Below are 23,542 nucleotides of genomic sequence, written 5' to 3'. Positions count from 1 at the left end.
AATGATCCGAGGAAGGGACTCATGACTCAACACAACGCCGTGCAGACGGCCGTGATAACCGGTGCCGGTTCCACCAGAGGCATAGGCCGGACGCTGGCCACCCGGCTCGCGCGGGCCGGGTGGAACCTCGCCCTTCTCGACCTGGACGAGGGAGTGGTCGCCGAACTGGCGGCCTCGCTGGCCGCCGACCACGGTATTCAGGCGTTGGGGGTGGGGGTCGACATATCGGACGAGCAGAGCGTCGATTCCGCGGTCTCGCGCGTCGAGGCAGGGCTGCCCGCGGTGACCGCCCTGGTGAACATCGCCGGTGTGAGCTCGCCGGTGCCGTTCCTCGACCTCGACCTCGCCACGTGGGAGCGCGTGCTGCGCATCAACGCGACCGGGACGTTCCTGATGACCCGGCGTGTCATGCCCGGCCTGGTCGACCGTGGGTACGGACGAGTGGTCGGGCTCAGTTCCACCGCCGCGCAGAACGGCGGCGGCACCTACAGCAAGTCGTGCTACGCGGCGTCCAAGGGTGCCGTGGAGAGCTTCTGCCGTGCCATCGCGCTCGAGACGGCCCCCTACGGGGTGACCGTGAACGTGGTGTCGCCGGCCACGATCGACACCGACATCATGGGCGGACGCATCACCGACGATCGCAAGCCGGCCTTCCTGGCGCAGCTGCCGGTGGGCCGCCTCGGAACCACGAACGAGGTCGCGGCACTCATCGAGTTCCTCATCGGCGAGGACGCCGGCTACATCACCGGCGCCACCTACAACATCAACGGGGGCATCCGCATTGGCTGACATCGACGGCGGCCGTGTCGAACGGCCGGGCCTGGAGGTCGACCTCACCGGCCGCACGGCGGTGGTCACAGGCGCCCGGGCGGGTATCGGCAGGGCCATCGCCGATGCGTTCGTGGCGAGCGGGGCGACAGTGATCTCGGTGCAGCGCACCGAGCCCGACGGGCTGGGGGACAGGTTCCGGTTCGTTCCCGCAGACCTCACCGACTCCGATGCCGTCGCCGGGGTCGTCGAGCAGATCCTCGGGGAGCATCGCGTCGACATCCTGGTGAACAACGCAGGGGTCAACATCCGCCACCCCTTCCAGCAGTTCCCGCTGGACGAGTGGGACCAGGTGCTGCGGGTCAACCTCCGGGCCGTCGCGCAGCTGACCCAGGCCCTGGGACGGCCCATGCTCGCCCGCGGGTCGGGGACGGTGATCAACATCGCCTCGATGCTCTCCTTCACCGGCGGGTTCACCGCTGCGGCCTACGCGGCGTCCAAGGGCGCGGTCGGGCAGTTCACGAAATCGCTGGCCAACGAGTGGGCGTCCCAGGGAGTGAACGTGAACGCGATCGCGCCCGGATTCATCGACACGGAGCTCAACGCTCCCCTGAGGGCCGACGAGGTGCGGAACCGGCAGATCCTCGAACGTATCCCGGCGGGCCGGTGGGGCGATCCGGCCGACATCGCCGGGGCGGCACTGTTCCTCGCGTCCGGCGCTGCCCGCTACGTCCACGGGGTGATCCTTCCCGTGGACGGCGGCTACCTCGCCCGGTGACGGCGAGTCCGTCCCCTCTTGAGTCCGGTTCCATCCAACCCTGAATCAACTACGGAGGATGTCGCAGATGCATGCCGTCGTCACACACGGACCCGGAGAGGACACGGCCCCCGAGGGGGTGAACTCGTCCACGGTGGGGAACAGCGACACCGCGCGGAACGCTCCGGACGCGTCCACGCCGGAGGATGTGTTGGCGAGCATTCCGGCGTCCGCGTACTGGGGGCCGCAGACCGAGCGCGCGCGGCACAACTTCACCGTGACCGGGATCAGCGTCGCGTCCCACCCGGGGCTCGTCACCGCGCTCGCACAGGTCAAACAGGCCGCGGCCCGGGCGAACGCCTCCCTCGGGCTCATCGCCGGATGGAAGGCCGATGCGGTCGAGCGCGCCTGCCAGGAGATCATCGACGGGGGCCTGCGCGATCAGTTCCCCGTCGACGTGCTCCAGGGGGGTGCGGGCACGTCCACCAACATGAACGCGAACGAGGTCATCGCCAGCCGCGCGCTGGAGCTGGCCGGGCGCCACGGTGAGGGGGCCCGTATCCATCCGATCGACGACGTCAACCGCTCGCAGAGCACCAACGATGTGTATCCCACCGCGGTCAAGCTGGCGGTCGCGGCGCGTCTCGTGTCGGCCGTCGCTGAGCTCCGTGCGCTCAGCGACGCGTTCGACCGGAAGGGCGACCAGTTCGACTCGATCCCGAAGATGGGGCGCACGCAGCTGCAGGACGCCGTCCCCATGACGCTCGGGCAGGAGTTCCACGGGTTCGCCTCGACGCTCGCGGCCGATGCCGAGCGTCTCGACGAGGCGCTGCCCCTGCTCTACGAGGTGAATCTCGGGGGCACGGCCATCGGTACCGGCATCACCACGGATCCTCGCTACCGGCAGCGTGTGCTGACCGAACTCGCGCGCATCACCGGGCGCCCGATTCGTGGCGCGGACGACCTCGTCGCGGCGACGAGCGACCCCGGGGCCTTCCTGACCTGCTCGGCGGCGCTCAAACGGGCCGCCGTGAAGCTGTCCAAGATCAGCAACGACCTGCGGTTGCTCGCCTCTGGTCCCCAGGCCGGATTGCACGAGATCGACCTGCCCGCCAGGCAGGCCGGCTCCAGCATCATGCCCGGCAAGGTGAACCCGGTGATACCGGAGGCAGTGAACCAGATCGCCTTCACGATCGTCGGGGCCGACCTGACGGTGACGCTGGCCGCGGAGGCCGGCCAGCTGCAACTGAACGCCTTCGAGCCGGTCATCGCTCATTCGCTGCTGAGTGCGCTGGGCATCTTCGAACACGGGTGCCGCATGCTGCGCCTCGAATGCGTGGACGGCATCACGGCCAACACCGCGAGACTCACCCGGATGGTGTCGGACAACGTCGGGGCCGTCACCGCGCTCACGCCGCACATCGGTTACGGCGCGGCGGCGCGGATCGCCAGGACCGCACTCGCCAGCGGGCGTTCCCTGGCCGAACTCGTGGTGGCGGAGGGCCTCATGACGTTCGACGAGGTGTCGCGTGCCCTGTCGCAGGGCCAGGGCGCCACGCGGGCGTCGGCCGACGCATAACCGGTTGTTCTGTCCCCATACCGATCGGCTATGGGATATTCGGTTGCCGACGGGCACTGACGGCCAAGAATGTGGTGCAGCGGTGCCGCGCAGGGCCGATTTCTCTCACGCCGGACGTGCGCGGGCACCCATGACATGGTCCACGCATCTCTGGTGTACTTCGGCAATGATGACGAAGGAGAACGATGAGCAACAACCCTGTGACCGGCGTCGGTGACGTGAATGCCGATCCCATGATCGACAGCAGTCCGGAAGAACCGACACCGTTCGACAACAAGGCGATTCCCGCGGGACTGGCGGGCATTTTCGTCGAGTTGTACGAGAACGTCGTGTACGGGTTCCTGGCGGGAACCCTCGCGCTCGTCTTCTTCCCGGAAAGCAGCCCGTCCACCGGATTGTTGCTGACGTTCATCGCGTTCGGGATCCCGTTCTTCATGCGTCCGCTCGGTGCCGCGGTCGGAGGCCAGTTGGGAGACAGGATCGGACGGCGCACGGTGCTCATCCTGCTCATCACGCTGATGAGCGCGGCGACCGGCCTGATCGGGCTCCTGCCGCCCGCCACCTCGATCGGGCCGGCGGCGGCCGTCCTGTTGGTGCTCCTTCGTTTCGTGCAGGGGTTTTCGATGGGCGCGGAAACCGGCATCGGAAACTCCTATCTCGCCGAACACGCGCCCGCCGGGAAACGCGGCCGAGTGGTGAGCTACGCCAATTCCTCGACATTCGTGGCGATGCTCTTCGGGATCAGCCTGGCCGCCGCGCTCACCGCGGGCCTCGATACCGAGTCGATGGTCAGGTGGGGATGGCGTATTCCCTTCCTGCTCGCCTTTCCCATGGGAATAGCCGCCCTGTGGATCAGGCTCAGCGCCGGGGAATCCCCGGAGTTCACGAAGGTCAAGTCCTCCGGTCTGGTCTCCCGAAATCCGCTGGCCGAGGCATTCAGGAGCCGTCAGGCCCGCATCGGGATGTTCCTCACCATCGTGCTGCCGTTGTTCAACAGTTCCGGCTATTTCGTCCTGTTCACCTACATGCCGAGCTTCATGACCTCCTACCTCGACTTCAGCCAGGTGCAGGGCCTGGTCGTCACCGGTGCGGCCCTGCTCGTGAGCTGTTTCACGGCGCTGCTGGCCGGGCGTCTGTCCGACCGCGTGGGACGCAAACCCATGCTCGCGGGCTCGGCGGGATTGATGGTGGTCTTCGGGTTCCCCGGTTACTGGCTGCTCACACGGGGATCGATCGGCCTTGCCCTCGTCGGGACCATCGTCATGGCCGTCATCTTCACCGGGACGAACGGGGTGCTGCAGACCACGCTCCTCGAACTGTTCCCCACCCACATCCGCACCGTGGCCTACGGCTTCGGCTACAACATCGGCACGGCGATCTTCGGCGGTGCGGCGCCGGCGGTCATCACCGCCCTGATCGGCGCCACCGGGAGCATCTGGGTGCCTGCCGTCTACCTCGTCGTCACATCCGCCGGTGCGGCGATCGCGGCCCTGACCATCAAGGAGACCGCGTTCGACCCGCTGCCGGCATAGAAACCGGGCCCGACGGTGCCCTTCGCCCGGCTACTCCAGGCGGGTGAAGGGCCCTTCGGCCGCCCGCAGGTCGCCCGCACGTCCTGATTGCGCCAGACGGCCCGCGTCGAGCACGACCACGGGTGCTTCGTCCCCGATCAGGTCGGCCCTGTGCGTGATCTCCACGATCGTCAGCCCACCGGCCCGGGCGGCGAGCCGCGTCCGGACGAGCACGGCGGTGTCCGCGTCCAGCTGGCTGAGGGCTTCGTCGAGGATCAGGACACCGGGATCGGCGACGAGCGCCCTGGCCAGTGCGAGGCGTTGGAGCTGCCCGCCGGAGACCCCGAGCCCGCGTTCGGTGACAGGGGTCTCCAGGCCCTTCGGCAGGCTCGCCACCCAGTCGTCCAGGCCCACGGTCTCCAGTGCGGCATGGAGCCGGGCCTTGTCGGCATCCGGGTCGGCCAGGCGGAGATTGTCCGCCAGGGTGCCGCTCAGCAGGGTCGGACGCTGCGACACCAGTGCCACCCGGGAGCGCAACGCGTCGAGCGCAACGGTGCGGATATCGGTCCCGCCGACCCGGACGACACCCGAGCCCGGGTCCCAGCCGCGCAGCACGAGCCCCGCGAGCGTGGACTTCCCGCTGCCGGAGACGCCGACGACGTAGGTCCAGGCATGCTCGGCGATCTCCAGCGACACGTCGGCCAGCGCCGGCTCGCCGGAGTCCGGGTAGCTGAACGTCACATCGGACAGTGAGATCGCGGAGCCGGTGCCCAGGGGAACGGGGTCGGGTGGGTCGCCGACCACGGGCGCGGCGTCGACGATCTGCCGGACGCGAGCCGTGGCCGCGAACGCCGCGTCGAGGCCGGAGACGAAGTCGTCCACACCCCGGGCCGGGCCCCACAGGGCGACCCCCACCGCCAGCGCGGTGACGGTGTGCGAGACGGGCAGGCCGGAGGCGGCCGCCACCGCGAGCACCGCCACCAGCGAGACACCCTGCAGGACGACCGAGACGCCCCTGCGTGCTCCCTCGCCCACCCCGGCCCGCGAGCGCGTGTCCCGCAACGTCCGATCGAGCTGGTCGATCTCGGCCAGGCGGCGCGAGGACGCGTCGAAGGCGAGCACCTCACGGATGCCCTGGACGTCGTCGCCGAGGTGAGCCGCGATTTGTCCGCGGCGGGCGGCGACCCTGCGGGCGGCGCGCCAGGTCGCATGCCCCGCGGCGAACGGCGCGACGAGCACCCCGAGGATGAACGGTGCGAGGACGAGGGCGAGCCGGGCGTCGACACCCACGCCCAGCCAGACCAGGGCGACGGCGGGCACGACGACAGCCGCCACGGCGGGGGGAAGCGTGTGCGCGAAGAAGACCTCGATCCGATCGATGTCGCGGGTGCCGCGTTCGGTGAGCTCTGCACCCGCACGCCCCTGAGTCGCGGCCGGGGCCTGGGGGACGAGCCGGTCGACGAAGAGCTCCCGCAGGCGCTGGAGCGCGGTGAAGGCGACCCAGTGGCCGGCGTAGTGCTCCAGGTAGCGCAACAGGGCCTTGACGAGGGAAATGCCCGCGAGGCCGGCGACCAGCGGGAGGATCGGCACCGTCTGCCCCGTGGCCGCCCGGGTCAGGGCATCGGCCGCGACGACGAACAGCGCCACGCCGAGCAACTGGCCCAGCACCCGCGCGATCACCGAGCCCCACAGCGGCGGAAGGAGGTTGCGCGTGTGGCCGACCAGCCAGCGGGTCAGGGCGATTCTTCCGGATGCGCGGGAACTCATCGGTTGTCCTCCCCGGTGAGGTTGATGACCCGGTCGGCGGCGAGGATCGCGCCGGGCCGGTGGGCGATGACGAGCACCGTCCGCCCGGCCGCGAGCCTGTCGAGCGCGTCGACGATCGCGGTCTCGGACGTGAGGTCGACCTGGGAGGTCGGCTCGTCGAGGATCAGGACGGGTGCGTCGCGGAGCGCCGCCCGTGCGATCGCGAGGCGCTGGGCCTGCCCGCCCGACAGCAGCGCGCCGTGCTCACCGACCGGGGAGTCCAGCCGCCGGGGCATGGCCTCGACCTCCTGCCGGAGGCCCGCGAGGTCGAGCGCCCGCCACATCGCGGATTCGTCGGCGCCGGGCGCGGCGACGCGGAGGTTGTCGGCGATCGTGCCCACGAACAGGAACGTGCGCTGCTCGACCACGGCAAGGCGGGCACGGACGGCGGCCGGGTCGGATCGCACGGTGTCGAGGCCGTCGACGACGACATGCCCCGCGGTGGGAAGCAGATGGGCCTGGAACAGCGCGCTCACCGTGGACTTCCCGACCCCGCTCGGCCCGGCCAGGGCGACGCGCTCGCCGCGTCCCACCCGGAACGAGACGTTACGCAGCACGGGTGGCCCGCCCGGCCAGGAGGCGTCCACCCCGTCGAGGACGAGAGCGTCGCCGGCGTCCCCCGATGGTGCGGCGGAGGACGATTCGCCCGAGGCGGGCTCGCCGGTGGCCGTCAGGTGGGTGCTGATCTGCCGCTGGGCGGCACGCCCGCCGATGCCGATGTAGAAGAACTGGCCCACGACGTCGACCGGGCCGATGACGAGCACCGTCATCAGCAGGATTGCGACGGCGCCGCCGAGGCTGAGGCGGCCGTCGGCGACGCGTGCGGTGGCCAGGCCGGCCGCGGCGACGACGATCGAGAGCGAGAAGGCGGCGTCCACGACGAAGATGAGCAGTTGGTTGCCGGCGAGCAGGCGCATGAGGCTGCGCCGGTGCTCCTCGCCCCGCCTGGCGAGGTCGGCCGCCGTGCGGCCCGCCGCCCGGGCGTACACGAGCGTGTCGAGCGCCTGGATCGCTTCGAGGAAGCCGGCGGTCAGACGCGCCTGCGACCTGCGGTATGCGGCTCCGATCGGTCGGACGAGGCGTTGGAACCCGCCGATGGCCAAGGGCACCAGGAGAATCAGCAGGGCGAGCCGGCCTGCGATTCCCGGGGAGACCGTGAGCGCCATGATGGCCAGGACGAGCAGAGGTGTGGTCAGAGCGCCGATGATCGGGCCCAGGAATCCGGCACGATAGTGAGCGGCGCGCTCGACCGCGTGTGTCCCCAGCGAGAGCAGTTCCCCGGAGCGTCCCGTGGTGCGCGTGACCCCGTTGTGGAACACCCGCGCGACCACGAGCCGGCGCAGGTGACGTTCTGTGTCCGAGGCCGCCCACTGCGACAGCCAGGCGCCCGCGCCCGCGCAGACCGCGGCGAACCAGACGAGCCCGATCATTCCTGCGATCCGGCCGGTTCGTAGCGGTTCGTTCGCGGCGATGAGGTCGATGGCCTCCCCGGCGAGGACGAAGACGAGGGCGACCGCGACGGCCTCGGCCCACGCGAGCCCCATCGACAGCCACAGCACCCATCGCGGGGTCGCGTCCCGCACGCCGCGCGCGAGCGGCGCCTTGGGGGCGGGTCCGTGGTGGGGTGTTTCGCCGGGAGCCGACGAGCGCGAGGCCGGGCCATGGCGTCCGGGCTCATGCGGCGGACGTGTCACGATCGGATCGGCTTCGGCCACCTCGTAGATGATACCGGTTCTCGGTCAGGTTCTGGATGACATCCAGCGGTGGGGCACACTTGAGGGGGCCTGTGCCCACCCGCCCTCCCGACGAAGGACACCATGGACTACGCGCTGGTCGCCACCGACTTCGACGGCACTCTGCTCCCCATCGGTCACGACGAGATCCTTCCCCGCACGCGTGAGGCGATTCGCCGCGTGCGGCGTCAGGGGGTCCGGTTCGTGATCGTCTCGGGCAGGGCCACGACGGGGCTCCTGAACATCACCCGGAAGTTCGACATCGACACCGACGGCCTCTATCTCATCGGCTTCAACGGCGCCTCCGCGGTGCAGGCATGGGACGGCACGACGCTCTTCTCCCACCGCCTCGACCTCGCTCTGGCCAGGCAGGTCATCGCACGGGCGCTCGCCTTCGACGTCGTCGTGATGGTGCCCGAGGGCGCGGAGGTGTTCACGAACCGCCCCGACAGCTACGCGGTCGCCTTCGAGACGGGCGCGAACGGCACCACCTCGGTCGAACTCGCCGACCCGAGCATCATCGGCTTCGCTCCGTGCAAGGTGCTCCTCGGCGGCGACCACGCCGAACTGGTGCGGTTGGAGGCGGATCTGGTCTCCCGGTTCGGTGAGCAGACCGAGATACTGTTCTCGGCCGACTTCCTGCTGGAGGTCAACGCGCGTGGTGTCACCAAGGGCGAGGCACTGGCCGGCCTGTGCGAGGCACTGGGCATACCTGTCGAGCGATCCATCGCCTTCGGTGACAACCACAACGACATTCCGATGCTCAAGGCGGCCGGGCTGGGCGTCGCCATGGCCAACGGGGTGCCGGAGGCTCTCGCGGCGGCCGACCGTGTGACGCTCGCCGACACCGAGGACGGCGTCGCGGTCGTCCTCGACGAGCTGATCCCGGGCTGATCGAGGCCGTGGTGATCAACGTGGAAAGTTGTGGTGCGTACTCGAACCACAACTTTCCACGTTGATCCCGGCTGACCCAGGTGACGCCTTCGGCAGGCATATGCGGTGCTCGGCCGAGCACCTTGAAGGGCGGGCGAACGGGCGCTCCCGGTCGTCGGTCGCGCCTGTGCGAGGCAGTGCCCCGGTATCGGCCCGACGGTGTGAATCGTCTGGTCAACGCGCCAAGCGGGCGACTGTTAGCGTGTACGCATGTCGACCATGCTCGATCACCTCACGCCCAGTCTGCCAGCGGGTCTGCTCGTCCCCGAGCCACTGGAGCGGGCCTGGGAGTGGATGGAGGACCAGGGGTGGGGCCGTACGGACGAGAACGGCTATTTCCTCACCCCGTACGAGCCCGACAGCCAATTGGGCGTCGTCTTCGCGTCCGACGCCTCGTTGGACGGATGGTTCAACGACGACTCGCCCGCCCCTGAGCGCCTCGTGCCGCTGGGTGAGATCGCGCCGGACGGGAGCCTGGCCTGCCTGTGGCTGGACGAGGGCGACCGCGAGCGATTCGTGGGCCTGACATCGGAGGGTGATGCGTTCCTGATAGCCGACACCGGTGTCGACTTCCTGCGGGCGATCGCGATCGGCTACGTCGAACTCGTGCCGATGTTCCTGGACGAGCCCCCGGACGACGAGGAGGCCATCGCGGCCCTGGAGCCATTTCGTGAGTGGGTGGCCGACGAGTTCGACGCCGATGTGCCCACCCAGTGGAGCCTCGTCCCGGACGACGAGTTCACGGCCTGGGTCGAGCGTCAGGGCTGACCAGGGGCTTCGACAAGCTCAGCCGCCGTACACTCCCTGAGCTTGTCGAAGGGACAAGGCATAACTCGGCCGTTGTGCGGTCCCTGAGCTCGTCGAAGGGACGAGGGAGTCAACTCAACTGTCGTATGCTCCCTGAGCTTGTCGAAGGGACAAGGGACTCAACTCAACTGTCGTACGCTCCCTGAGCTTGTCGAAGGGACGAGGATCCAGCTCAACCGCACTTCACGCCGGTGGCGTGAACGGGGCAGTAGCCGTTCGGGTTGGCGTCCAGGTACTGCTGGTGATAGTCCTCGGCCCAGTACCAGTCGCCGGCATTGTCGACAGCGGTCGTGATCGTGCCGTAGCCGGCGTCCCCCAGCTTCTTCTGGAACGCGTCGCGGGCGCTGATCGCCTGTCCGCGCTGCTCGGGCGAGGTCGCGAAGATCGCGGAGCGGTACTGCGTCCCGACGTCATTGCCCTGGCGGAAACCCTGCGTCGGGTCGTGGTTCTCGAAGAACACGGTCAGCAGGTCGCCGTACGACACGCGCGCGGGATCGAACACGACGCGGACGGTCTCTGCGTGACCGGTGAACCCGGAGCACACCTCTTCATAGGTGGGGTTCGGGGTGTATCCGCCCATGTAGCCGACCCCGGTCGACACGACGCCGGGAACCTGCCAGAACAGTTTCTCGGCACCCCAGAAGCAGCCGAGAGCGAAGTACGCCACGTCGGTGCCGGGATGCTCGGCGTCGAGGGGCTCGCCGAAGATGCGGTGGACGAACGGCATGCGCAGCACGGGGGCGGTGCGTCCGGGCAGCGCATGCGCGGCATCCACCTGGATCGGGGTGGGACGAGCAAAGTTGTACATGTTTCAATCGTATGCGCGGGGTGAAGCACGCCAGGTGGAAGAAGTTCCGGAGCCCCAGGAAAACGCTGATCAATGCGAGCAACGCTGGCCGAGCCTGTCGAAGCCCGTTTCCGGACGACAGTTCCACGACCCTTCGACAGGCTCAGGGATCATTGATCAGCGTTTCCCTAGAGCCCCACGCGGTCGAACTCCGCGGCGGCGAGTTCGCGCCCGGTCTCGATGATGCGCTCCGCGTCGCCGAAATCGAAGGTCGACGCCAGGCTGACCGGCACCTCGATGTGCACGTCCGGCGGGTTGACCGCGATGCGGGACGCCTGGATGCGTGCCTGCATGACGTTGAGCGACATGACGACCATGTCCCCGATGTCGAGATCGGGGGGCAGCGGGTCGAACGGGTCGTCCTGCTCGGGGCCGGCATGGCTCAACGCGGGAATGGTGGGCAGCGCCCCGGCGATGCGCTCCGAGAGGCGGGTCAGCGGGTTGGTGGTGTCGTGCTTGTCGGACGACACCTCGATCGCCCCTGCGGCGCCCAGGCCGGGATCGGGGCCGAACAGCGAGACCGCGACGGTGACGTCGGCGTCGAGACGCAGCGAGGTCTCCATCGGCAGGGGGTTGACGAGCCCGCCGTCAGTGAGGAGGCGCCCCTGCAACATGACGGGGGTGAACACCGACGGGATCGAGATGGACGCCCGGATCGCCGCGAGCAGCGGGCCCTCGTGGAACCAGACCTCCCGCCGGGAGAGCAGGTCGGTGGCGACGGCGGTGTAGGGGACCGGCAGGTCCTCGATGCGGACGTCGCCGATGATGCGACGCAACGCGTTCATCACCCGGTCGGGTTTGATGAGCCCTGCCTGATTCAGCGAGGGGCGGAACATCATCCACACGTCGGTGCGCGACAGATGCAGTGCGGCGTCGGCGAGCTCGTCCAGCTTTCCGGCGGCCAGCGCGCCGCCGACCAGCGCGCCGATGGATGCCCCGGCCACCGCGACGATCTCGTGTCCCCTGGCCTCGAGCTCACGGATCGCGCCGACATGAGCGTAGCCGCGGGCGCCGCCGGAACCCAGCACGAGGGAGATGCGCATGGCCCCCAGCCTACGGGGAGGCACGCCGTGTGGGCGCCCGAAAGCGTCAGCGGTCGTGCCCCCAGTTGTTCGCACGGTCGGCGGCGAGCACCTCGCGGGCGCGCTGCTGCAACTCGAGGACGTCGGGCAGCAGCGCACGGGCCTCCTCGGCATCGGGTACAGGGATGCCGATCTCGGCGAGCTTCTCGCGCCACTGCTCGCGTACCTCTTCCGGCGTCCCCGCCGGCGGCCCGGCCTCGGCGATCGCCTCGTCGAGCCGCCGCTCGGCGTCCGGGCCGTCCATCTTCATGGACGCGAGGAAGGCGGGATCGTGCAGCAGGGTGCGCAGGGGCCGCTTGCCGTCGGCTGCCTCACGGAGGCGTTGTGCGAAGGCCGGGTCGTCGGTCTCGGCGGCCCGGGCGAGGATCTGGTCGCGCAACCGGCGGCGGAAATCGGTGCCGCCCATGAGCTTGGCGGCCAGCGGATTCATCTGGGGCAGTGACATGGTTCAGCCTTCCGGTATCGCGACCCATTCGATCTGGGTGGTCGCGGCGCCCACGAGGGCCCCGATGCCGACCACCCCGTACACCGCGGTCATCATGTAGCCCCACGCCGCCGACAGGGTCTCGACCGCGGCGATGATCGCGCTGGCCGCCGCAGGCACTGCTGTGGCACCCCCTGAGAACACTGCCGCGATCGCCTCGAGCACGCTCGTCCCGCCCATCAGCGTGGCGACGAGGGCGTCGATCGCCGCGTCGATGAGGCTGTAGATGGCTTGGAAGAACCCGTAGGACGACCAGGCGACGTCGTTGTAGAGCCGGAACAGGTCGTCCATCGGGCCTTCGGCGGCGGCGATGGCCTGGGTGGCCTGGGCGAAGTAGGATCCGGCGGCGGTGGCATCGGTGCTGTCGTACCAGCCGCCGAACATGATCTGCATGCGGACGCCGAGTTCGCCGGCCATGTCGTCGAACCAGTCGCCCAGTTCCTGCCATGCTCCGGCGGCCAGCCCGATGGCTTCGAAGTCTCCGCCCAGCCACTTCCACAGCATCTGCCAGGGATCGTCCCCTGCGACTGCCTGCCAGATCCAGCCGAATATCTTGCGTAGCCAAGAACCTATCGACAGGTAATCGGGCCAGCTCAGGACATCGAAGATCCAGTGCCCGATGTTGGTTTCGGGGGTGGCGAGGCCGGACGAGGGGAGGGGCCCGGCGGTGAGGCCGCCGTCGGGTGGCGGCCCGAGCGGAGGGATGTCGGGTGCGTTGTCGAGGGCCTCCCACAGCTTCTCGACCTCGTCGAGGTTGGCCTGCTCGGTCGACGAGTACGCGAGCATCGTCTCGTCGATACGGTCGGCCGAGTTCCCCAGGAGCTTGTGGATCGCGTCGAGCAGACCATCGAGCTTCGCCATCGCATCTTCGTGCCCGCCGAGGAAGTGGCGGTAGATCAGGCCGCCGTCGCTCGCGGACACCTTCGACAGGTGGGTCGTCGCGAACGCGCTGGCCTGCGAGACGTCCCCACGCAGGGCGAGCAGATCTGATGCGCCAGTGGCCAGGTAGGGCGCGCTGTAGTACATGTGCCGGAAGCCTAGGGCCGGCGGGTGTCACCCCTGGATGCAACCGTGGTGACGAGGGTCGCCACGTTCATGATGGCGGCTCCCGCGAACACCCACGGCGCCCAACCGGCCGAGGCAAGGTAGCCGACGACGCCGGTCACGGAGGCCAGCCCGCCGAGGCAACCGGCGATGCGGGACGGCCAGCGGCCGGCGAGCGACGTCACCGCGCCGGCGACCGGGAACATCGCCAGGAACGTGACGAGGTTCGAGCGGTCGACCGCCGAAGCGGGCGTGCGGACGATCAGTGCGGCCCACGCGGCCGACGCCATGGCCAGTGCCGCGACCGTGGCCCGAAAACGCCGGAGGTAGTCGTCCCGCATGCCCGCACTCTAGGGCGTGTCTGGTGGACACTGCCCGCACCGGTGGCCGTCGGCTACCGGGGGTCGTATGGGCAGGCGGTGTCGCCGGGTCCGGGCTGTGTCCCGCGGCATGGGCCAACAGCCCATTAGGCTGCCCGCGTGAGCCAGTCGAGGATCGTCATCGAGCTTTCGAAGTGGACGCAAGGTTCTTCTGCGCCCACTCGTCGCAGCGTGCGTCGCAATGCCGTCGCGAACTGCTGGCTCGGCGGTGTGCTGATCGTCGCGGCGCTGGCAGGCACAACGGTCCGCGTGCTTCTGGGCCCGACGTGGGAACTGCTGGGGATGGCGTTTCTCGCGGGTGCGGGCGCCGTGGCGGTCTGGAACGGTGTGCGTCACCTGCGCGGCCTGCGGGATCTTCCTCCAGGCTCGGTGGACGATCCGGTGCCGTTCGCGGCGCCTCACGCATTCGCGATCGAGGGGAACGAGGTCGTGTTCCCGTCGGCTTTCGGGCGTGCTGAGGAGCGCTGGCCCCTGGCTCGCGTGAGCGTGTCCGTGGTGCGTCGTTTCGGGCATGACTGGTTGCGGCTGTCGTGCCCCGGGTTCCGGACGCGGAAGTTCCCGGCACGCAGTTTCGACGTACCGCTCGCGATGATCGAGGGGATCATCGCGAAGGAGACGTCGTTTCGGGGCTCATGAGGATCGTTGTGACAGGGCCGTAGGAACAGTGTGGAAGATTGTGATGCGTAGTCGAACCACAATCTTCCACGCTCATCGCAACGGGCCGCATTCGGTACGGGATCAGCCGAGATTCCAGTCGATCGGGGCTGCCCCCTGCTGGGCGAGCGCCTCGTTCGCGCGGCTGAAAGGCCGCGATCCGAAGAAGCCCGCACTCGCCGACAGCGGCGAGGGATGCGGTGAAGCGATCACCGGGACACCCGCCGACTGGAGCAGGGGAGTCAGACCCTGCGCGTCGCGTCCCCACAGGATCGCGACGAGCGGGCCGCCGCGCGCGGCGAGTGCCTCGATGGCCGCCTGAGTGACGGGCTCCCAGCCCTTGCCCCGGTGCGACGCGGGCTTGCCGGGCTGGACGGTGAGACACCTGTTGAGCAGCAGGACGCCCTGCTCGAACCATCCGCTGAGGTCACCGTGCTCCGCCGGGGCGATGCCGAGGTCGGACTGGAGCTCGCGGTAGATGTTGATCAGGCTCTTCGGCAGGGGCCGGACGCCCCGGTCAACGGCGAAGCTCAGCCCGATCGGATGCCCCGGAGTCGGGTATGGATCCTGTCCCACCACGAGCACCCGGACATCGGACAAGGGGCGGGTGAAGGCGCGTAATACCTTGTCACCAGCCGGAAGGTAGGCCCGACCGGCTTGCAGCTCCGTGCGCAGGAACTCTCCCATGCGATGGATCTGGTCCTCCTGCGGCGCCAGTGCCGCGGCCCAGTCGGGTGCCATGAGTTCGTTGATCGGACGGGGAGTCATGCCTGCACGCTATCGCCTCGTCTACTCGACGGGAGCGCGGCCGCCCACAGCCCGACGCCCGCCATCAGGATCGCCCCCACAGCGAAGGCAACCGGCAGCGGGAAATGATCCGCCAGGAAACCGGCGGCGAGCGGGCCGATGATCGAGCCGACGTCGGACGACATCTGGAACACCGCGACCGGGGTGCCGCCCGCTCCGCCCGTCACGTCGCCCACCAGGGCGGTCGGTGCGGTCGACATCGCGGCGGACCCCAGGCCGAAGACGCACAGGGCGACGATCAGCCAGGCGATCGTGGGGGCGAACGGGATCGCGGCCGTCGACACGGCGCACGCCGTGAGCCCGCCGACGAGCACCTGCTTGCGTCCCCAGGTGTCGACGACGCGTCCCACCGGGGCCAGTGCCAGCCCCTGGACGACGGCCGCCACCGCGAAAGCGACACCTGTCCACGAGGTCGGGCGATCGAGCACCTCGACCACCAGCAGCGGGACGAGTGTCGAGCGGGCTCCCTGGGCCTGCCAGCCGGACGCGAAGTTCGCCAGGCACGCCGCCTGATAGCGCGGCTCGCGGACGACGGCTCGCAGCGCCGGGCCCGTCTCGCTGCCCGGAGCCTCGGCCGTTGCCGCGGCCCGCGTGCGCAACAGCAGCAGGCCCGCGGCTCCGGCCAGCACGAGGGTGCCTGCGTAGAAGAAGAAAGGCGCCCTGATCGAGATCGCGGCCAGCGCGCCGCCTACGGCGGGCCCGGCCATGCCGCCCAGCAGAAAGCCTCCCGAGTAGAGGGCCGACGCCCGGCCGCGCAGCGATGCGTCCGCGGACGCGAGGAGCAGCGTCATGGCGGCGACGCTGAACATCGCCGATCCGATGCCTCCCAGCCCGCGCAGGACGAGCAGTTGCGCGTACGTCCGGGCCAGCCCGGCCCCGGCGGTGCTCGCGGCGACGATCCCGATTCCGACGCCGAGCGCCACGCGTTCACCGATCGCGCGGTTGAGGCGTCCGCACCACGGGCTCATGATCAGCCGCGACAGCGCGAACGCACTGATGACCGCGCCGACCGCCAGTTGGCTCACGCCGAAACCGCGGGCGAACACGGGCAGTACTGGCACCATGACCCCGAACCCGACGGCCACGAGGAACGCGACGAGGGAGAGCACCCACACGTCGCGGGGGAGCCCGGTAGGCAGGCGAGTCACGGGCCTCAGGCTAGCCGACCGGTGAAAACCGGAACGCCGGACGACTGCGACTCGCGCATGGACCGCACTGCGAAGCGCCCGCACATGGCGGGTGCCCACCTATGCTGGGGCGCAGTCGACGAGGGGGTGCAGATGCCAGCCAGCACGAGTGGGGATTCCACGGATCCACGTGCGAGCACACGCGACGACCTCGCCTACGTCCCTCTGTGGCTGCGTGTGGGGGCGGGCTGGTCGTGGCGTCTCCTCGTGGTGGGTGCAGCGGTGGTCGGGCTGTGGACGTTCGGGTCGAAGCTGGGACAGATCGTCGTCCCCGTGCTGCTCGCGGTGCTGATCGCCTCGGGCATGTCGCCCATGACCGCCTGGCTGCAGCGCAAGGGGGCGCCGCGCTGGCTCGGTGCGCTCGCGTCGCTGCTGGTCCTGGTGCTGGTCGTCTCGGGGCTCCTGGCCCTGGTCGGGGCACAGATCGCCAGCCAGTGGCAGCAGCTGTCCACGACTGCCACCACGGGTTTCAGTGAGGTGCTGGAGTGGCTGGCCACCGGCCCGCTGAGGATCAGCGAGGCGCAGGTCAACGACTGGATCAGGCAGATGGTCTCGGCGGTCGAGGATTCGAGGGACCAGATCGCGACCTGGGCGGCCACCGCGGGCTCGGGCATCGGCAGCTTCTTCGCCGGGCTGGTGACGACGCTGTTCGTGGCCTTCTTCTTCCTCAAGGACGGACGGCGTATCACTGGCGCGTTCGCGAAAGTGCTACCCGGCTACGCATTGGCCACCATCTCGCCGGCGGTGTCGGGCGGCTGGACGGCGCTGACCCACTACGTGCGAGCTGCTGTCGCCGTGGCAGCGATCGACGGCGTGGGGGCCGGGCTGGGCGCCCTCATCCTGGGGAGCAACCTGTGGTTGGCGATCATGGCCCTCACCTTCGTGTGCTCGTTCGTCCCGATCCTCGGGGCGATGATCGCCGGCACTGTCGCCGTGGTCGTCGTCCTGGTCACGCTCGGGCCGATCAAGGCGGTGATCATGCTGGTGGTGTTCGTCGCGGTGATGGGGGTCGAGTCACACCTGCTGCAGCCGCTGCTGCTGGGGCGGGCCGTCGAGATCCATCCCCTGTTGGTGCTGCTGGGCATCACGGCCGGGGCCATCCTCGCGGGCATCGCGGGTGCGTTCTTCGCCATTCCGCTGATCGCGTTCGTCTCCGGGTGCATCCGCAGCGCGGACCCGGACCCGGGCCCGGAGACGCCCGGACGACGCCTGCCGAACCTGCACGATCTCCAACTGCCCACCAGGGGACGTCGTCCCGACGACGTGCAAGGTCCCTGACCAGCCCCTGAAAGCCGTCCCGTCGCTGCTGAAGCACCTGCCACGCGTCTAGATTTGAACGCATGAGCGATCCCAACGCGCTGAAACGCATCCTGGATGACCTCGCAGCCGGTGCCATCGACACCGCCCGGGCCGCCGACCTGATCGCCGGGTTGGAGCACCCGAACCCGGAACCGGTCGTCGACGCCGAATCCCTCTACGATGCGCCTCCCCAGCGCGTGCGTGCCGCCACCGCCACGCCTCAGGACGCCGAACCGGGGACGCCCGAATCCGATGAAGAAGACCGGACGGACGAGAACGAGCCCGCCGACGAGAACCGATCCGCCGACCAGGGCGCGCCCGCCGACGGGAACGAACCGGGCGACGAGGACGAGAACACTCTCCCCCCGCTGTTCACCATCGAGATGGACGACATCGCCGCCACCGCGGGAGGGTTCGTCCGGGACGCCGGCGACTTCGCCCGGCATGCCTTCGAACGTATCGGCAACCTCGCCTCGTCGGTGAGGCAGGCGGCCCCCGAGCCTCCGGCGGCCGGCGAGCCGGGCACCGAGGCCCCGGCCCCCGATCCCCAGGGTCCCCGGTGGACGCAGAACACTCGTGGGATCGAGCGTGTCGTCCTGCGGTCGGTGGGCCGGCGCGTCCGCCTCATCGGGGACGCGAGCGTCGCCACCATCACGGTCGAGGGCCCGCACACGCTGCGCCGTCGGGGCTCCGACCTGGAGGTCAGCACCGAAGGCGAGATCGGCGTCGACCTGTCCAGCTTCAGCGTGATCCGCCCGCCGCGCACTCTGGACGATCTGAGGGCGATCGGGCTGGGTCAAGAACTGGTCGTCCGGGTCAACCCGGCGATCGTCGTGGACGCGGAGGTCACGGGAAGCCGGCTCATCACGATCGGGGTGCCGCACCTGGGGAAGATCCGCGTCAGCGCGGGAAGCGCGAACCTCAACGGGGTCACCGAGGTGACCGACGCTCTCGTCCAGGCCGGCGGTGCGACGCTGACGGGGCCGATCAGCGAAGGACGCTCGCGCGTGCGCGTCGAGTCGGGAAACCTCACCGTGCGGCTCGCAGCGGGGGCCAACGTGACTATCCGCTCCGAGACGCAACTCGGGCGGGTGAGCTGGCCCGGTGAACCGCACGGCACCGTGGACGAGTACGTCGTCGGCACCGGTGCGGCTGCGCTGGAGATCGGTGTCGTGATGGGACGCGCCGTCGTCCGTATCGAGGACTGACTCCGACGATGCGTGACGGTCGGCCCGGCAGGCGTCGTCCGGCCGGATCCCGGTGTCAGCCCTTGAAGGGCGACACCTCGACGATCGTCACGTGGATGGTCCGGCCGTTGGGGGCCTCGTAGCTGACCTCGTCACCCTTGGTGGCGTTGAGCACGGCTCGGCCGAGGGGCGACTGGGGGCTGAAGACCTGCGTGCTGATGTCGTCGTCCAACCCGAGCATCTCGCGCGATCCCAGGAGGAACGTGTCGAGGTCGTCCGGGTCTCCGTCGTAGGCGATCGTCACGAGCGTCCCGACGCTCACCGTGTCCGGATTCTCGGGCACATCGCCGACCCTGGCCTCGCGCAGCATGGCCTCGAGCTGCAGGATGCGCCCCTCCATCTGCCCCTGCTCCTCGCGGGCGGCGTGATATCCGCCGTTCTCCGAGAGGTCGCCCTCGGAGCGCGCGGCCGCGATCTTCGCGGTGACGGCAGGTCGTCCCTCGCTCTTGAGGTACTCGAGCTCCCTGGCAAGCTTGTCATAAGCCTCCCGGGTGAGCCATACAGTCCGGTCATCAGCCATCCCCACATCGTAGCCCGATGCGGGGACGTCGCCACCCGGGTGTGGTGCGGCTGTGCAGAATGGAAACCATGTCCATTCCACCCGCTGCCCTGTCCGCTGACGGGGAACGACTCCGTCTTCTGCACGTGCACGCCCACCCCGATGACGAGTCGAGCAAGGGCGCGGCGACGAGCGCCATGTACATCGCGCAGGGCGTGCGGGTCATGGTCGCCACCTGCACGGGTGGCGAGCGGGGGTCGGTGCTCAACCCGAGGCTGGACCGCCCCGACGTCTGGGCGAACATCACCGAGATCCGCCGCAGGGAGATGGAGCGCGCGCGGGAGATCCTCGGGGTCGAGCACGTCTCGCTCGGCTTCGTCGACTCGGGTCTGCCCGAGGGCGATCCGCTGCCTGCTCTGCCCGAGGGCAGCTTCGGGCTCATGAGCCCGGCGGAGGCGGCCGTGCCGCTGGTGCGGGTGATCCGTGAGTTCCGGCCGCACGTGCTCACCACCTACGACGAGCAGGGAGGCTACCCGCACCCTGACCACATCCAGTGCCACAAGGCGAGCATCGTCGCCCTGCGGCTGGCCGCCGACGAGGACTACCGTCCCGACCTCGGTGCGACATGGATGGTGCCCAAGGTCTACTACCAGATGGGTTTCCACCGGCGGCGCTACGCGGCACTCGACAAGGCGATGCACGAGCAGGGGCTCGAGTCGCCCTACAGCGAGCGCCTGGCCGGCTGGGGCGACCGTCAGCACGAGCACCGCATCACCACGCGGGTGCCCTGCTCGGACTTCTTCGAGGTGCGCGACGAGGCTCTGCGCGCCCACGAGTCCCAGATCGACCCCGACGGGCCGTGGTTCCAGGTGCCGATCGAGATCCAGAAGCGCGTGTGGCCCACCGAGGACTGGCAACTCGTGTACAGCTCGGCGCGGACGGTGATGCCCGAGGACGACCTTTTCGCAGGGCTTCGTCCCGAGCCTCCCCGTCCGCCCGATCCCTCCGACCTGTGGACGAGGTGACCCGGCTCAGGCCGGTGCCGGCTCGTAACCGCGGCTGGTGTCCGCCACCGCCTCGACGCCGCTGAGTTCGGCGAGGAACTCGGTGCCGGTCATCGGACGCGAGAACATCGGGTAGTCGTAGGTGATCGCGTTCTGGTGTTCCTGCGAGCTCGTCGCCGCGACGCAGTCTGTCAGCGTCACGACGTCGTAGCCGCGTTCGTAGGCGGTGCGCATCGTCGACTCGACGCAACAGTTGGTGAGGAAACCGCCGATGGCGACCTTCTGAATGCCCTTGCTGCGCAGGATGAAGTCGAGATTCGTGCTGCCGAACGCGTCCAGGCCGCGCTTGCCCTCGACGACGATGTCGGCCGGTGCGGGGGTCATCTCGTCGGTGATCGCCGCACCCCAGCCGCCGGCGACGAACGCCTGCGAGCCGACCACACCGGCGAGGATGCCGTACGGGTGGCTGGTGATCTCGGAATAGCCAGGCTTGAACGAGATCGGGATGTGGATGATGGTCGCGCCCGCCTCGCGCGCGGCGTCCATCAGTTTGGCGGAGTTGGCGAGCATGCCGGTCTCGGCCATCGAGCCGGCGACCGCGTCATGGAGGGCGCCACCCGGCGTCGTGAAGTCGTTCTGAAATTCGATCAGGAGAACAGCGGTGTTCGTGGTGTCCATGTCCCCAGTGTCCGACATTCCCGGCGCCGACACGCCCTTGCGGCACATCAGGCGTCGAGCAATCGGACGAACCGCAACCCGGTGCTCAGGTAGCCGCGATGCTCGTAGAACCGGTGCGCGCCGGTGCGGTAGTGGGACGAGACGAGCATCGCGCGGCCCGCACCGTTGTCGCGTGCCCATTGCTCGAAGGTGCCGAGCAGGAGCGTCCCGATGCCGTGGCCGCGCTCGCCCGCGGTGGAGACCAGCCCGATGAGCTGTGCCACATGCCCGTCGTACTCGATCGACCGGATCAGGTGGGCGGCGGCGAAACCGACAGGGTGCTCCTCGGTCGTCGCCACCCAGGACGCGTACGCCGGGTCGCCGGCGATGCGGTCCAGGCGCGCCCGGAGTTGGTCGGCGGTCGAGGGATGGTCGAAGTCGGTGAACAGGTCGACGAGCGCGGGCGCATCGTCCGGGGTGGTGGATCGAACCACGGGCATGGCACAAGACAAGCATATCGCGCCGCTCGCGGGCCGTGCCGGGACGGCGTCGTACCGTTGGGTGGTGAGAAGTTCACGGACGGGCAACCGCGGGTTCACGTGGGCTTCCGTTCTGCCCGGAGTGAACGCGCTCGTCCACTACGACCGGTCGTGGCTGCGCGGCGATCTGCTGGCGGGCATCACCGTCGCGGCCTACCTCGTCCCCCAGGTGATGGCCTACGCCGAGGTCGCCGGGCTACCCGCCGTGGCGGGGCTCTCGACGGTCGTCGCGCCGTTGCTCGTGTACGCGATCTTCGGGTCGTCGCGGCAGCTGTCGCTGGGGCCGGAGGCGACGACCTCGCTGATGACCGGGGTGGCCGTCGCCTCGATGCTCGGCATCCCCGCCGGGCAGACCGCACCCGACCCCGCGAGGTACGCCCAGGTGGCGGCCGTGGTCGCGGTGTCCACCGGCCTGATCTGCGTCCTCGGATACCTGGCCAGGCTGGGCTTCCTCGCAGACCTGCTGTCGCGGCCCGTGCTCGTCGGCTACATGATCGGTGTGGCCGTGCTCATGATCGTGAGCCAGCTGGGCAAGGTGACCGGCGTCGACGTCTCCGGCGAACAGCCCTGGGACGAGATCGTCTCGCTGGCCCTGCAGCTGGCGCAGGTCAACACACCGACACTCGTGCTGGCGGTCGCGGTCGTCGCCGCGCTCTTCGTCTTCCGGCGCTGGTTTCCCGGCTGGCCCGGGCCACTGATCGTCATGGTGGGTGCTGCGGCGATCGTGCACCTCGCGGGGCTCGATGCGCTGGGGGTGGAACTGGTGGGCCGGGTGAGTGCCGCGTTGCCGGGGGTTCGGATACCGAGCCTGACCGGCGTCGATTGGATGCAGGTGCTGCCGGCCGCCGTCGGCATCGCGATCGTCGGCTACTCCGACACCGTGCTCACAGGACGCGCCTTCGCCTCCAAGCGGCAGGAGGAGACCGACGCGAACCAGGAGTGGCTGGCGCTCGGGCTCGCGAACCTCGCTGCCGGCCTGACGCACGGTTTCCCCGTGTCGTCCAGCGCGTCCCGTACCGCGCTCGGGGAGTCGATGGGGTCTCGCACCCAGCTGCACTCGCTGGTCGCGCTCGCCGTCGTGCTGGCGGCGACGTTCTTCCTGGGTCCGGTGCTGGCGGGGTTTCCGCGGGCCGCCCTGGGCGGCGTCGTGATCTATGCCGCGTTGCGGCTCATCGACCTCCCCGATCTCCGGCGCCTTCGGCGTTTCCGCATGTCGGAGCTCATTCTTGCGTTGGCCACGGCCGCCTGCGTGGTGGGCTTCGGTGTGCTCATCGGGATCGGTGTCGCCGTCGTGTGCTCCATGCTCGACGTGCTTCGCCGCATCGCCAAGCCCCACGCCGGCGTGCTGGGTTTCGTGCCCGGGTTGGCCGGCATGCACGACGTCCACGACTACCCCCACGTGGCGCAGGTGCCAGGCCTGGTCGTGTTCCGCTACGACTCGCCCATCTTCTTCGCCAACGCGGACGACTTCCGTCATCGGGCCGTGAGCGCGGTGGACTCCGCACCGGGACCGGTGAAGTGGTTCGTCCTCAACTGCGAGGCCAACACCAGCCTCGACCTCACCGCGATCGACGCGCTGGCCGACCTGCGGCGCGAGCTGTCGTCCCGGGGCATCGTGCTCGCACTGGCGCGCCTCAAGCGGTCGACGAGGGCCGACCTCGATCGGGCCGGGTTCGGTCGCGAGGTCGCGGGACGTATCTATCCGACCCTTCCGACCGCCGTGGACGCCTATGTCGACTGGGTGGAGGAGACGACGGGTGAGCGTCCACCGTGGGCCGACGCGGTGCCGCAGCCTCCGCCGTTGCCCGGTGGGCTCGACGAGTGGCGGTACGACCAGCCCGACGACTGAGGTGCCGGGCCGGGAGACCGTGGCCAGGTGGCCATGCCGTGTCGATCGGCGTCGCACCGGGGCCGGCGG

23 protein-coding genes are annotated in these 23,542 nt (G+C 69.6%); 11 read left to right on the top strand and 12 right to left on the bottom strand.

The features are described from left to right. The first annotated feature begins 21 nt into the window (after nt 1–21). The 4 genes from FB473_RS12090 (at nt 22) to FB473_RS12075 (ending at nt 4,636) form a co-directional block, all read left to right on the top strand. On the top strand, nt 22–789 hold the full coding sequence (locus tag FB473_RS12090; RefSeq protein ID WP_167168016.1) for an SDR family NAD(P)-dependent oxidoreductase: 768 nt from the start codon (nt 22–24) through the stop codon (nt 787–789). Further along, a complete protein-coding gene (locus FB473_RS12085; protein ID WP_208390545.1) occupies nt 782–1,546 on the top strand; it encodes an SDR family oxidoreductase in 765 nt (254 codons plus the stop codon). Before FB473_RS12090 ends, FB473_RS12085 begins: the two co-directional genes overlap by 8 nt. 58 nt (nt 1,547–1,604) lie before the next feature. After that, on the top strand, nt 1,605–3,104 hold the full coding sequence (locus tag FB473_RS12080; protein WP_243863563.1) for an aspartate ammonia-lyase: 1,500 nt from the start codon (nt 1,605–1,607) through the stop codon (nt 3,102–3,104). Between the two features lie 185 nt (nt 3,105–3,289). After that, the gene (locus FB473_RS12075; protein WP_167168013.1) at nt 3,290–4,636 is read left to right on the top strand and encodes an MFS transporter; all 1,347 of its coding nucleotides are present in this window, start codon (nt 3,290–3,292) and stop codon (nt 4,634–4,636) included. Between the two features lie 30 nt (nt 4,637–4,666). On the opposite strand, the gene FB473_RS12070 is transcribed toward FB473_RS12075, so the two are convergent. Both FB473_RS12070 and FB473_RS12065 read right to left on the bottom strand, forming a co-directional pair. Then, on the bottom strand, nt 4,667–6,382 hold the full coding sequence (locus FB473_RS12070; RefSeq protein ID WP_167168010.1) for an ABC transporter ATP-binding protein: 1,716 nt from the start codon (nt 6,380–6,382) through the stop codon (nt 4,667–4,669). Then, entirely contained in the window at nt 6,379–8,136 is a 1,758-nt protein-coding gene (locus tag FB473_RS12065) for an ATP-binding cassette domain-containing protein (RefSeq protein WP_167168007.1), read from the bottom strand. The genes FB473_RS12070 and FB473_RS12065 overlap by 4 nt, the downstream gene beginning before the upstream one ends. A gap of 102 nt (nt 8,137–8,238) precedes the next feature. Here FB473_RS12065 and FB473_RS12060 point away from each other — a divergent pair, with 102 nt between their 5' ends. Beyond that, entirely contained in the window at nt 8,239–9,048 is an 810-nt protein-coding gene (locus FB473_RS12060) for a Cof-type HAD-IIB family hydrolase (protein WP_167168004.1), read from the top strand. Nucleotides 9,049–9,297: 249 nt separating this feature from the next. Further along, nucleotides 9,298–9,855, top strand: coding sequence for a hypothetical protein (locus tag FB473_RS12055; RefSeq protein ID WP_167168001.1), 558 nt, complete (start codon nt 9,298–9,300; stop codon nt 9,853–9,855). Nucleotides 9,856–10,066: 211 nt separating this feature from the next. Here FB473_RS12055 and msrA read toward each other — a convergent pair whose 3' ends face one another. The 5 genes from msrA to FB473_RS12030 form a co-directional block, all read right to left on the bottom strand. Beyond that, a complete protein-coding gene (msrA, locus tag FB473_RS12050; protein WP_167167998.1) occupies nt 10,067–10,702 on the bottom strand; it encodes a peptide-methionine (S)-S-oxide reductase MsrA in 636 nt (211 codons plus the stop codon). 167 nt (nt 10,703–10,869) lie between these two features. Continuing rightward, nucleotides 10,870–11,784 (bottom strand): patatin-like phospholipase family protein, encoded by a 915-nt coding sequence (locus FB473_RS12045; RefSeq protein ID WP_167167995.1) that lies wholly within the window; start codon nt 11,782–11,784, stop codon nt 10,870–10,872. A 46-nt stretch (nt 11,785–11,830) separates the two neighbouring features. Continuing rightward, nucleotides 11,831–12,268, bottom strand: coding sequence for a hypothetical protein (locus FB473_RS12040; RefSeq protein WP_167167992.1), 438 nt, complete (start codon nt 12,266–12,268; stop codon nt 11,831–11,833). A gap of 3 nt (nt 12,269–12,271) precedes the next feature. Next, entirely contained in the window at nt 12,272–13,333 is a 1,062-nt protein-coding gene (locus FB473_RS12035) for a hypothetical protein (RefSeq protein WP_167167990.1), read from the bottom strand. 11 nt (nt 13,334–13,344) lie between these two features. Further along, nucleotides 13,345–13,692 (bottom strand): hypothetical protein, encoded by a 348-nt coding sequence (locus FB473_RS12030; RefSeq protein WP_167167986.1) that lies wholly within the window; start codon nt 13,690–13,692, stop codon nt 13,345–13,347. A 138-nt stretch (nt 13,693–13,830) separates the two neighbouring features. On the opposite strand from FB473_RS12030, the gene FB473_RS12025 reads away from it, so the two are divergent. After that, on the top strand, nt 13,831–14,367 hold the full coding sequence (locus FB473_RS12025; protein ID WP_167167984.1) for a hypothetical protein: 537 nt from the start codon (nt 13,831–13,833) through the stop codon (nt 14,365–14,367). Nucleotides 14,368–14,469: 102 nt separating this feature from the next. Here the strand turns inward: FB473_RS12025 and FB473_RS12020 are convergent, their stop codons facing one another. Further along, entirely contained in the window at nt 14,470–15,153 is a 684-nt protein-coding gene (locus FB473_RS12020; RefSeq protein ID WP_167167981.1) for a uracil-DNA glycosylase, read from the bottom strand. Continuing rightward, the gene (locus FB473_RS12015) at nt 15,150–16,340 is read right to left on the bottom strand and encodes an MFS transporter (RefSeq protein WP_341770112.1); all 1,191 of its coding nucleotides are present in this window, start codon (nt 16,338–16,340) and stop codon (nt 15,150–15,152) included. Before FB473_RS12015 ends, FB473_RS12020 begins: the two co-directional genes overlap by 4 nt. A gap of 132 nt (nt 16,341–16,472) precedes the next feature. On the opposite strand from FB473_RS12015, the gene FB473_RS12010 reads away from it, so the two are divergent. Continuing rightward, nucleotides 16,473–17,657 (top strand): AI-2E family transporter, encoded by a 1,185-nt coding sequence (locus FB473_RS12010; RefSeq protein ID WP_243863562.1) that lies wholly within the window; start codon nt 16,473–16,475, stop codon nt 17,655–17,657. A gap of 62 nt (nt 17,658–17,719) precedes the next feature. Continuing rightward, complete coding sequence (locus FB473_RS12005) at nt 17,720–18,886, top strand: hypothetical protein (RefSeq protein ID WP_208390544.1); 1,167 nt, start codon at nt 17,720–17,722, stop codon at nt 18,884–18,886. 55 nt (nt 18,887–18,941) lie between these two features. Here FB473_RS12005 and greA read toward each other — a convergent pair whose 3' ends face one another. Further along, nucleotides 18,942–19,445 carry a transcription elongation factor GreA gene (greA, locus tag FB473_RS12000; RefSeq protein ID WP_167167975.1) on the bottom strand — a complete coding sequence of 168 codons (504 nt, stop codon included), beginning with the start codon at nt 19,443–19,445 and terminating at the stop codon, nt 18,942–18,944. 68 nt (nt 19,446–19,513) lie between these two features. Between greA and mca the strand changes: the two genes are divergently transcribed. Then, a complete protein-coding gene (gene mca / locus FB473_RS11995; RefSeq protein WP_243863560.1) occupies nt 19,514–20,449 on the top strand; it encodes a mycothiol conjugate amidase Mca in 936 nt (311 codons plus the stop codon). 6 nt (nt 20,450–20,455) lie between these two features. Here mca and FB473_RS11990 read toward each other — a convergent pair whose 3' ends face one another. Then, nucleotides 20,456–21,106: a cysteine hydrolase family protein gene (locus FB473_RS11990; protein ID WP_243863558.1), complete on the bottom strand. Its 651-nt coding sequence runs from the start codon at nt 21,104–21,106 to the stop codon at nt 20,456–20,458. A 47-nt stretch (nt 21,107–21,153) separates the two neighbouring features. Continuing rightward, nucleotides 21,154–21,585, bottom strand: coding sequence for a GNAT family N-acetyltransferase (locus FB473_RS11985; RefSeq protein WP_167167966.1), 432 nt, complete (start codon nt 21,583–21,585; stop codon nt 21,154–21,156). Between FB473_RS11985 and FB473_RS11980 the strand changes: the two genes are divergently transcribed. Then, entirely contained in the window at nt 21,584–23,473 is a 1,890-nt protein-coding gene (locus FB473_RS11980; protein ID WP_167167963.1) for a SulP family inorganic anion transporter, read from the top strand. The two genes, FB473_RS11985 and FB473_RS11980, sit on opposite strands and share 2 nt — an antisense overlap. The last annotated feature ends 69 nt before the right edge of the window (nt 23,474–23,542 follow it).

The organism is Brooklawnia cerclae, assembly GCF_011758645.1.
GTDB lineage: Bacteria > Actinomycetota > Actinomycetes > Propionibacteriales > Propionibacteriaceae > Brooklawnia > Brooklawnia cerclae.
The sequence above is the reverse complement of the archived record's forward strand: the minus strand, read 5'-3'. Positions and strand labels throughout refer to the sequence as shown.

Excerpts from the sequence above, each read along its gene's own strand:
- FB473_RS12090 (WP_167168016.1), top strand. The coding sequence starts at position 22 with ATGACTCAACACAACGCCGTGCAGACGGCCGTGATAACCGGTGCCGGT.
- FB473_RS12080 (WP_243863563.1), top strand. The coding sequence starts at position 1,605 with ATGTCGCAGATGCATGCCGTCGTCACACACGGACCCGGAGAGGACACG.
- FB473_RS12075 (WP_167168013.1), top strand. The coding sequence starts at position 3,290 with ATGAGCAACAACCCTGTGACCGGCGTCGGTGACGTGAATGCCGATCCC.
- FB473_RS12070 (WP_167168010.1), bottom strand. The coding sequence starts at position 6,382 with ATGAGTTCCCGCGCATCCGGAAGAATCGCCCTGACCCGCTGGCTGGTC.
- FB473_RS12060 (WP_167168004.1), top strand. The coding sequence starts at position 8,239 with ATGGACTACGCGCTGGTCGCCACCGACTTCGACGGCACTCTGCTCCCC.
- FB473_RS12055 (WP_167168001.1), top strand. The coding sequence starts at position 9,298 with ATGTCGACCATGCTCGATCACCTCACGCCCAGTCTGCCAGCGGGTCTG.
- msrA (WP_167167998.1), bottom strand. The coding sequence starts at position 10,702 with ATGTACAACTTTGCTCGTCCCACCCCGATCCAGGTGGATGCCGCGCAT.
- FB473_RS12045 (WP_167167995.1), bottom strand. The coding sequence starts at position 11,784 with ATGCGCATCTCCCTCGTGCTGGGTTCCGGCGGCGCCCGCGGCTACGCT.
- FB473_RS12040 (WP_167167992.1), bottom strand. The coding sequence starts at position 12,268 with ATGTCACTGCCCCAGATGAATCCGCTGGCCGCCAAGCTCATGGGCGGC.
- FB473_RS12035 (WP_167167990.1), bottom strand. The coding sequence starts at position 13,333 with ATGTACTACAGCGCGCCCTACCTGGCCACTGGCGCATCAGATCTGCTC.
- FB473_RS12030 (WP_167167986.1), bottom strand. The coding sequence starts at position 13,692 with ATGCGGGACGACTACCTCCGGCGTTTTCGGGCCACGGTCGCGGCACTG.
- FB473_RS12020 (WP_167167981.1), bottom strand. The coding sequence starts at position 15,153 with ATGACTCCCCGTCCGATCAACGAACTCATGGCACCCGACTGGGCCGCG.
- FB473_RS12010 (WP_243863562.1), top strand. The coding sequence starts at position 16,473 with ATGCCAGCCAGCACGAGTGGGGATTCCACGGATCCACGTGCGAGCACA.
- FB473_RS12005 (WP_208390544.1), top strand. The coding sequence starts at position 17,720 with ATGAGCGATCCCAACGCGCTGAAACGCATCCTGGATGACCTCGCAGCC.
- greA (WP_167167975.1), bottom strand. The coding sequence starts at position 19,445 with ATGGCTGATGACCGGACTGTATGGCTCACCCGGGAGGCTTATGACAAG.
- mca (WP_243863560.1), top strand. The coding sequence starts at position 19,514 with ATGTCCATTCCACCCGCTGCCCTGTCCGCTGACGGGGAACGACTCCGT.
- FB473_RS11990 (WP_243863558.1), bottom strand. The coding sequence starts at position 21,106 with ATGGACACCACGAACACCGCTGTTCTCCTGATCGAATTTCAGAACGAC.
- FB473_RS11980 (WP_167167963.1), top strand. The coding sequence starts at position 21,584 with ATGGCACAAGACAAGCATATCGCGCCGCTCGCGGGCCGTGCCGGGACG.
- FB473_RS11985 (WP_167167966.1), bottom strand. The coding sequence starts at position 21,585 with ATGCCCGTGGTTCGATCCACCACCCCGGACGATGCGCCCGCGCTCGTC.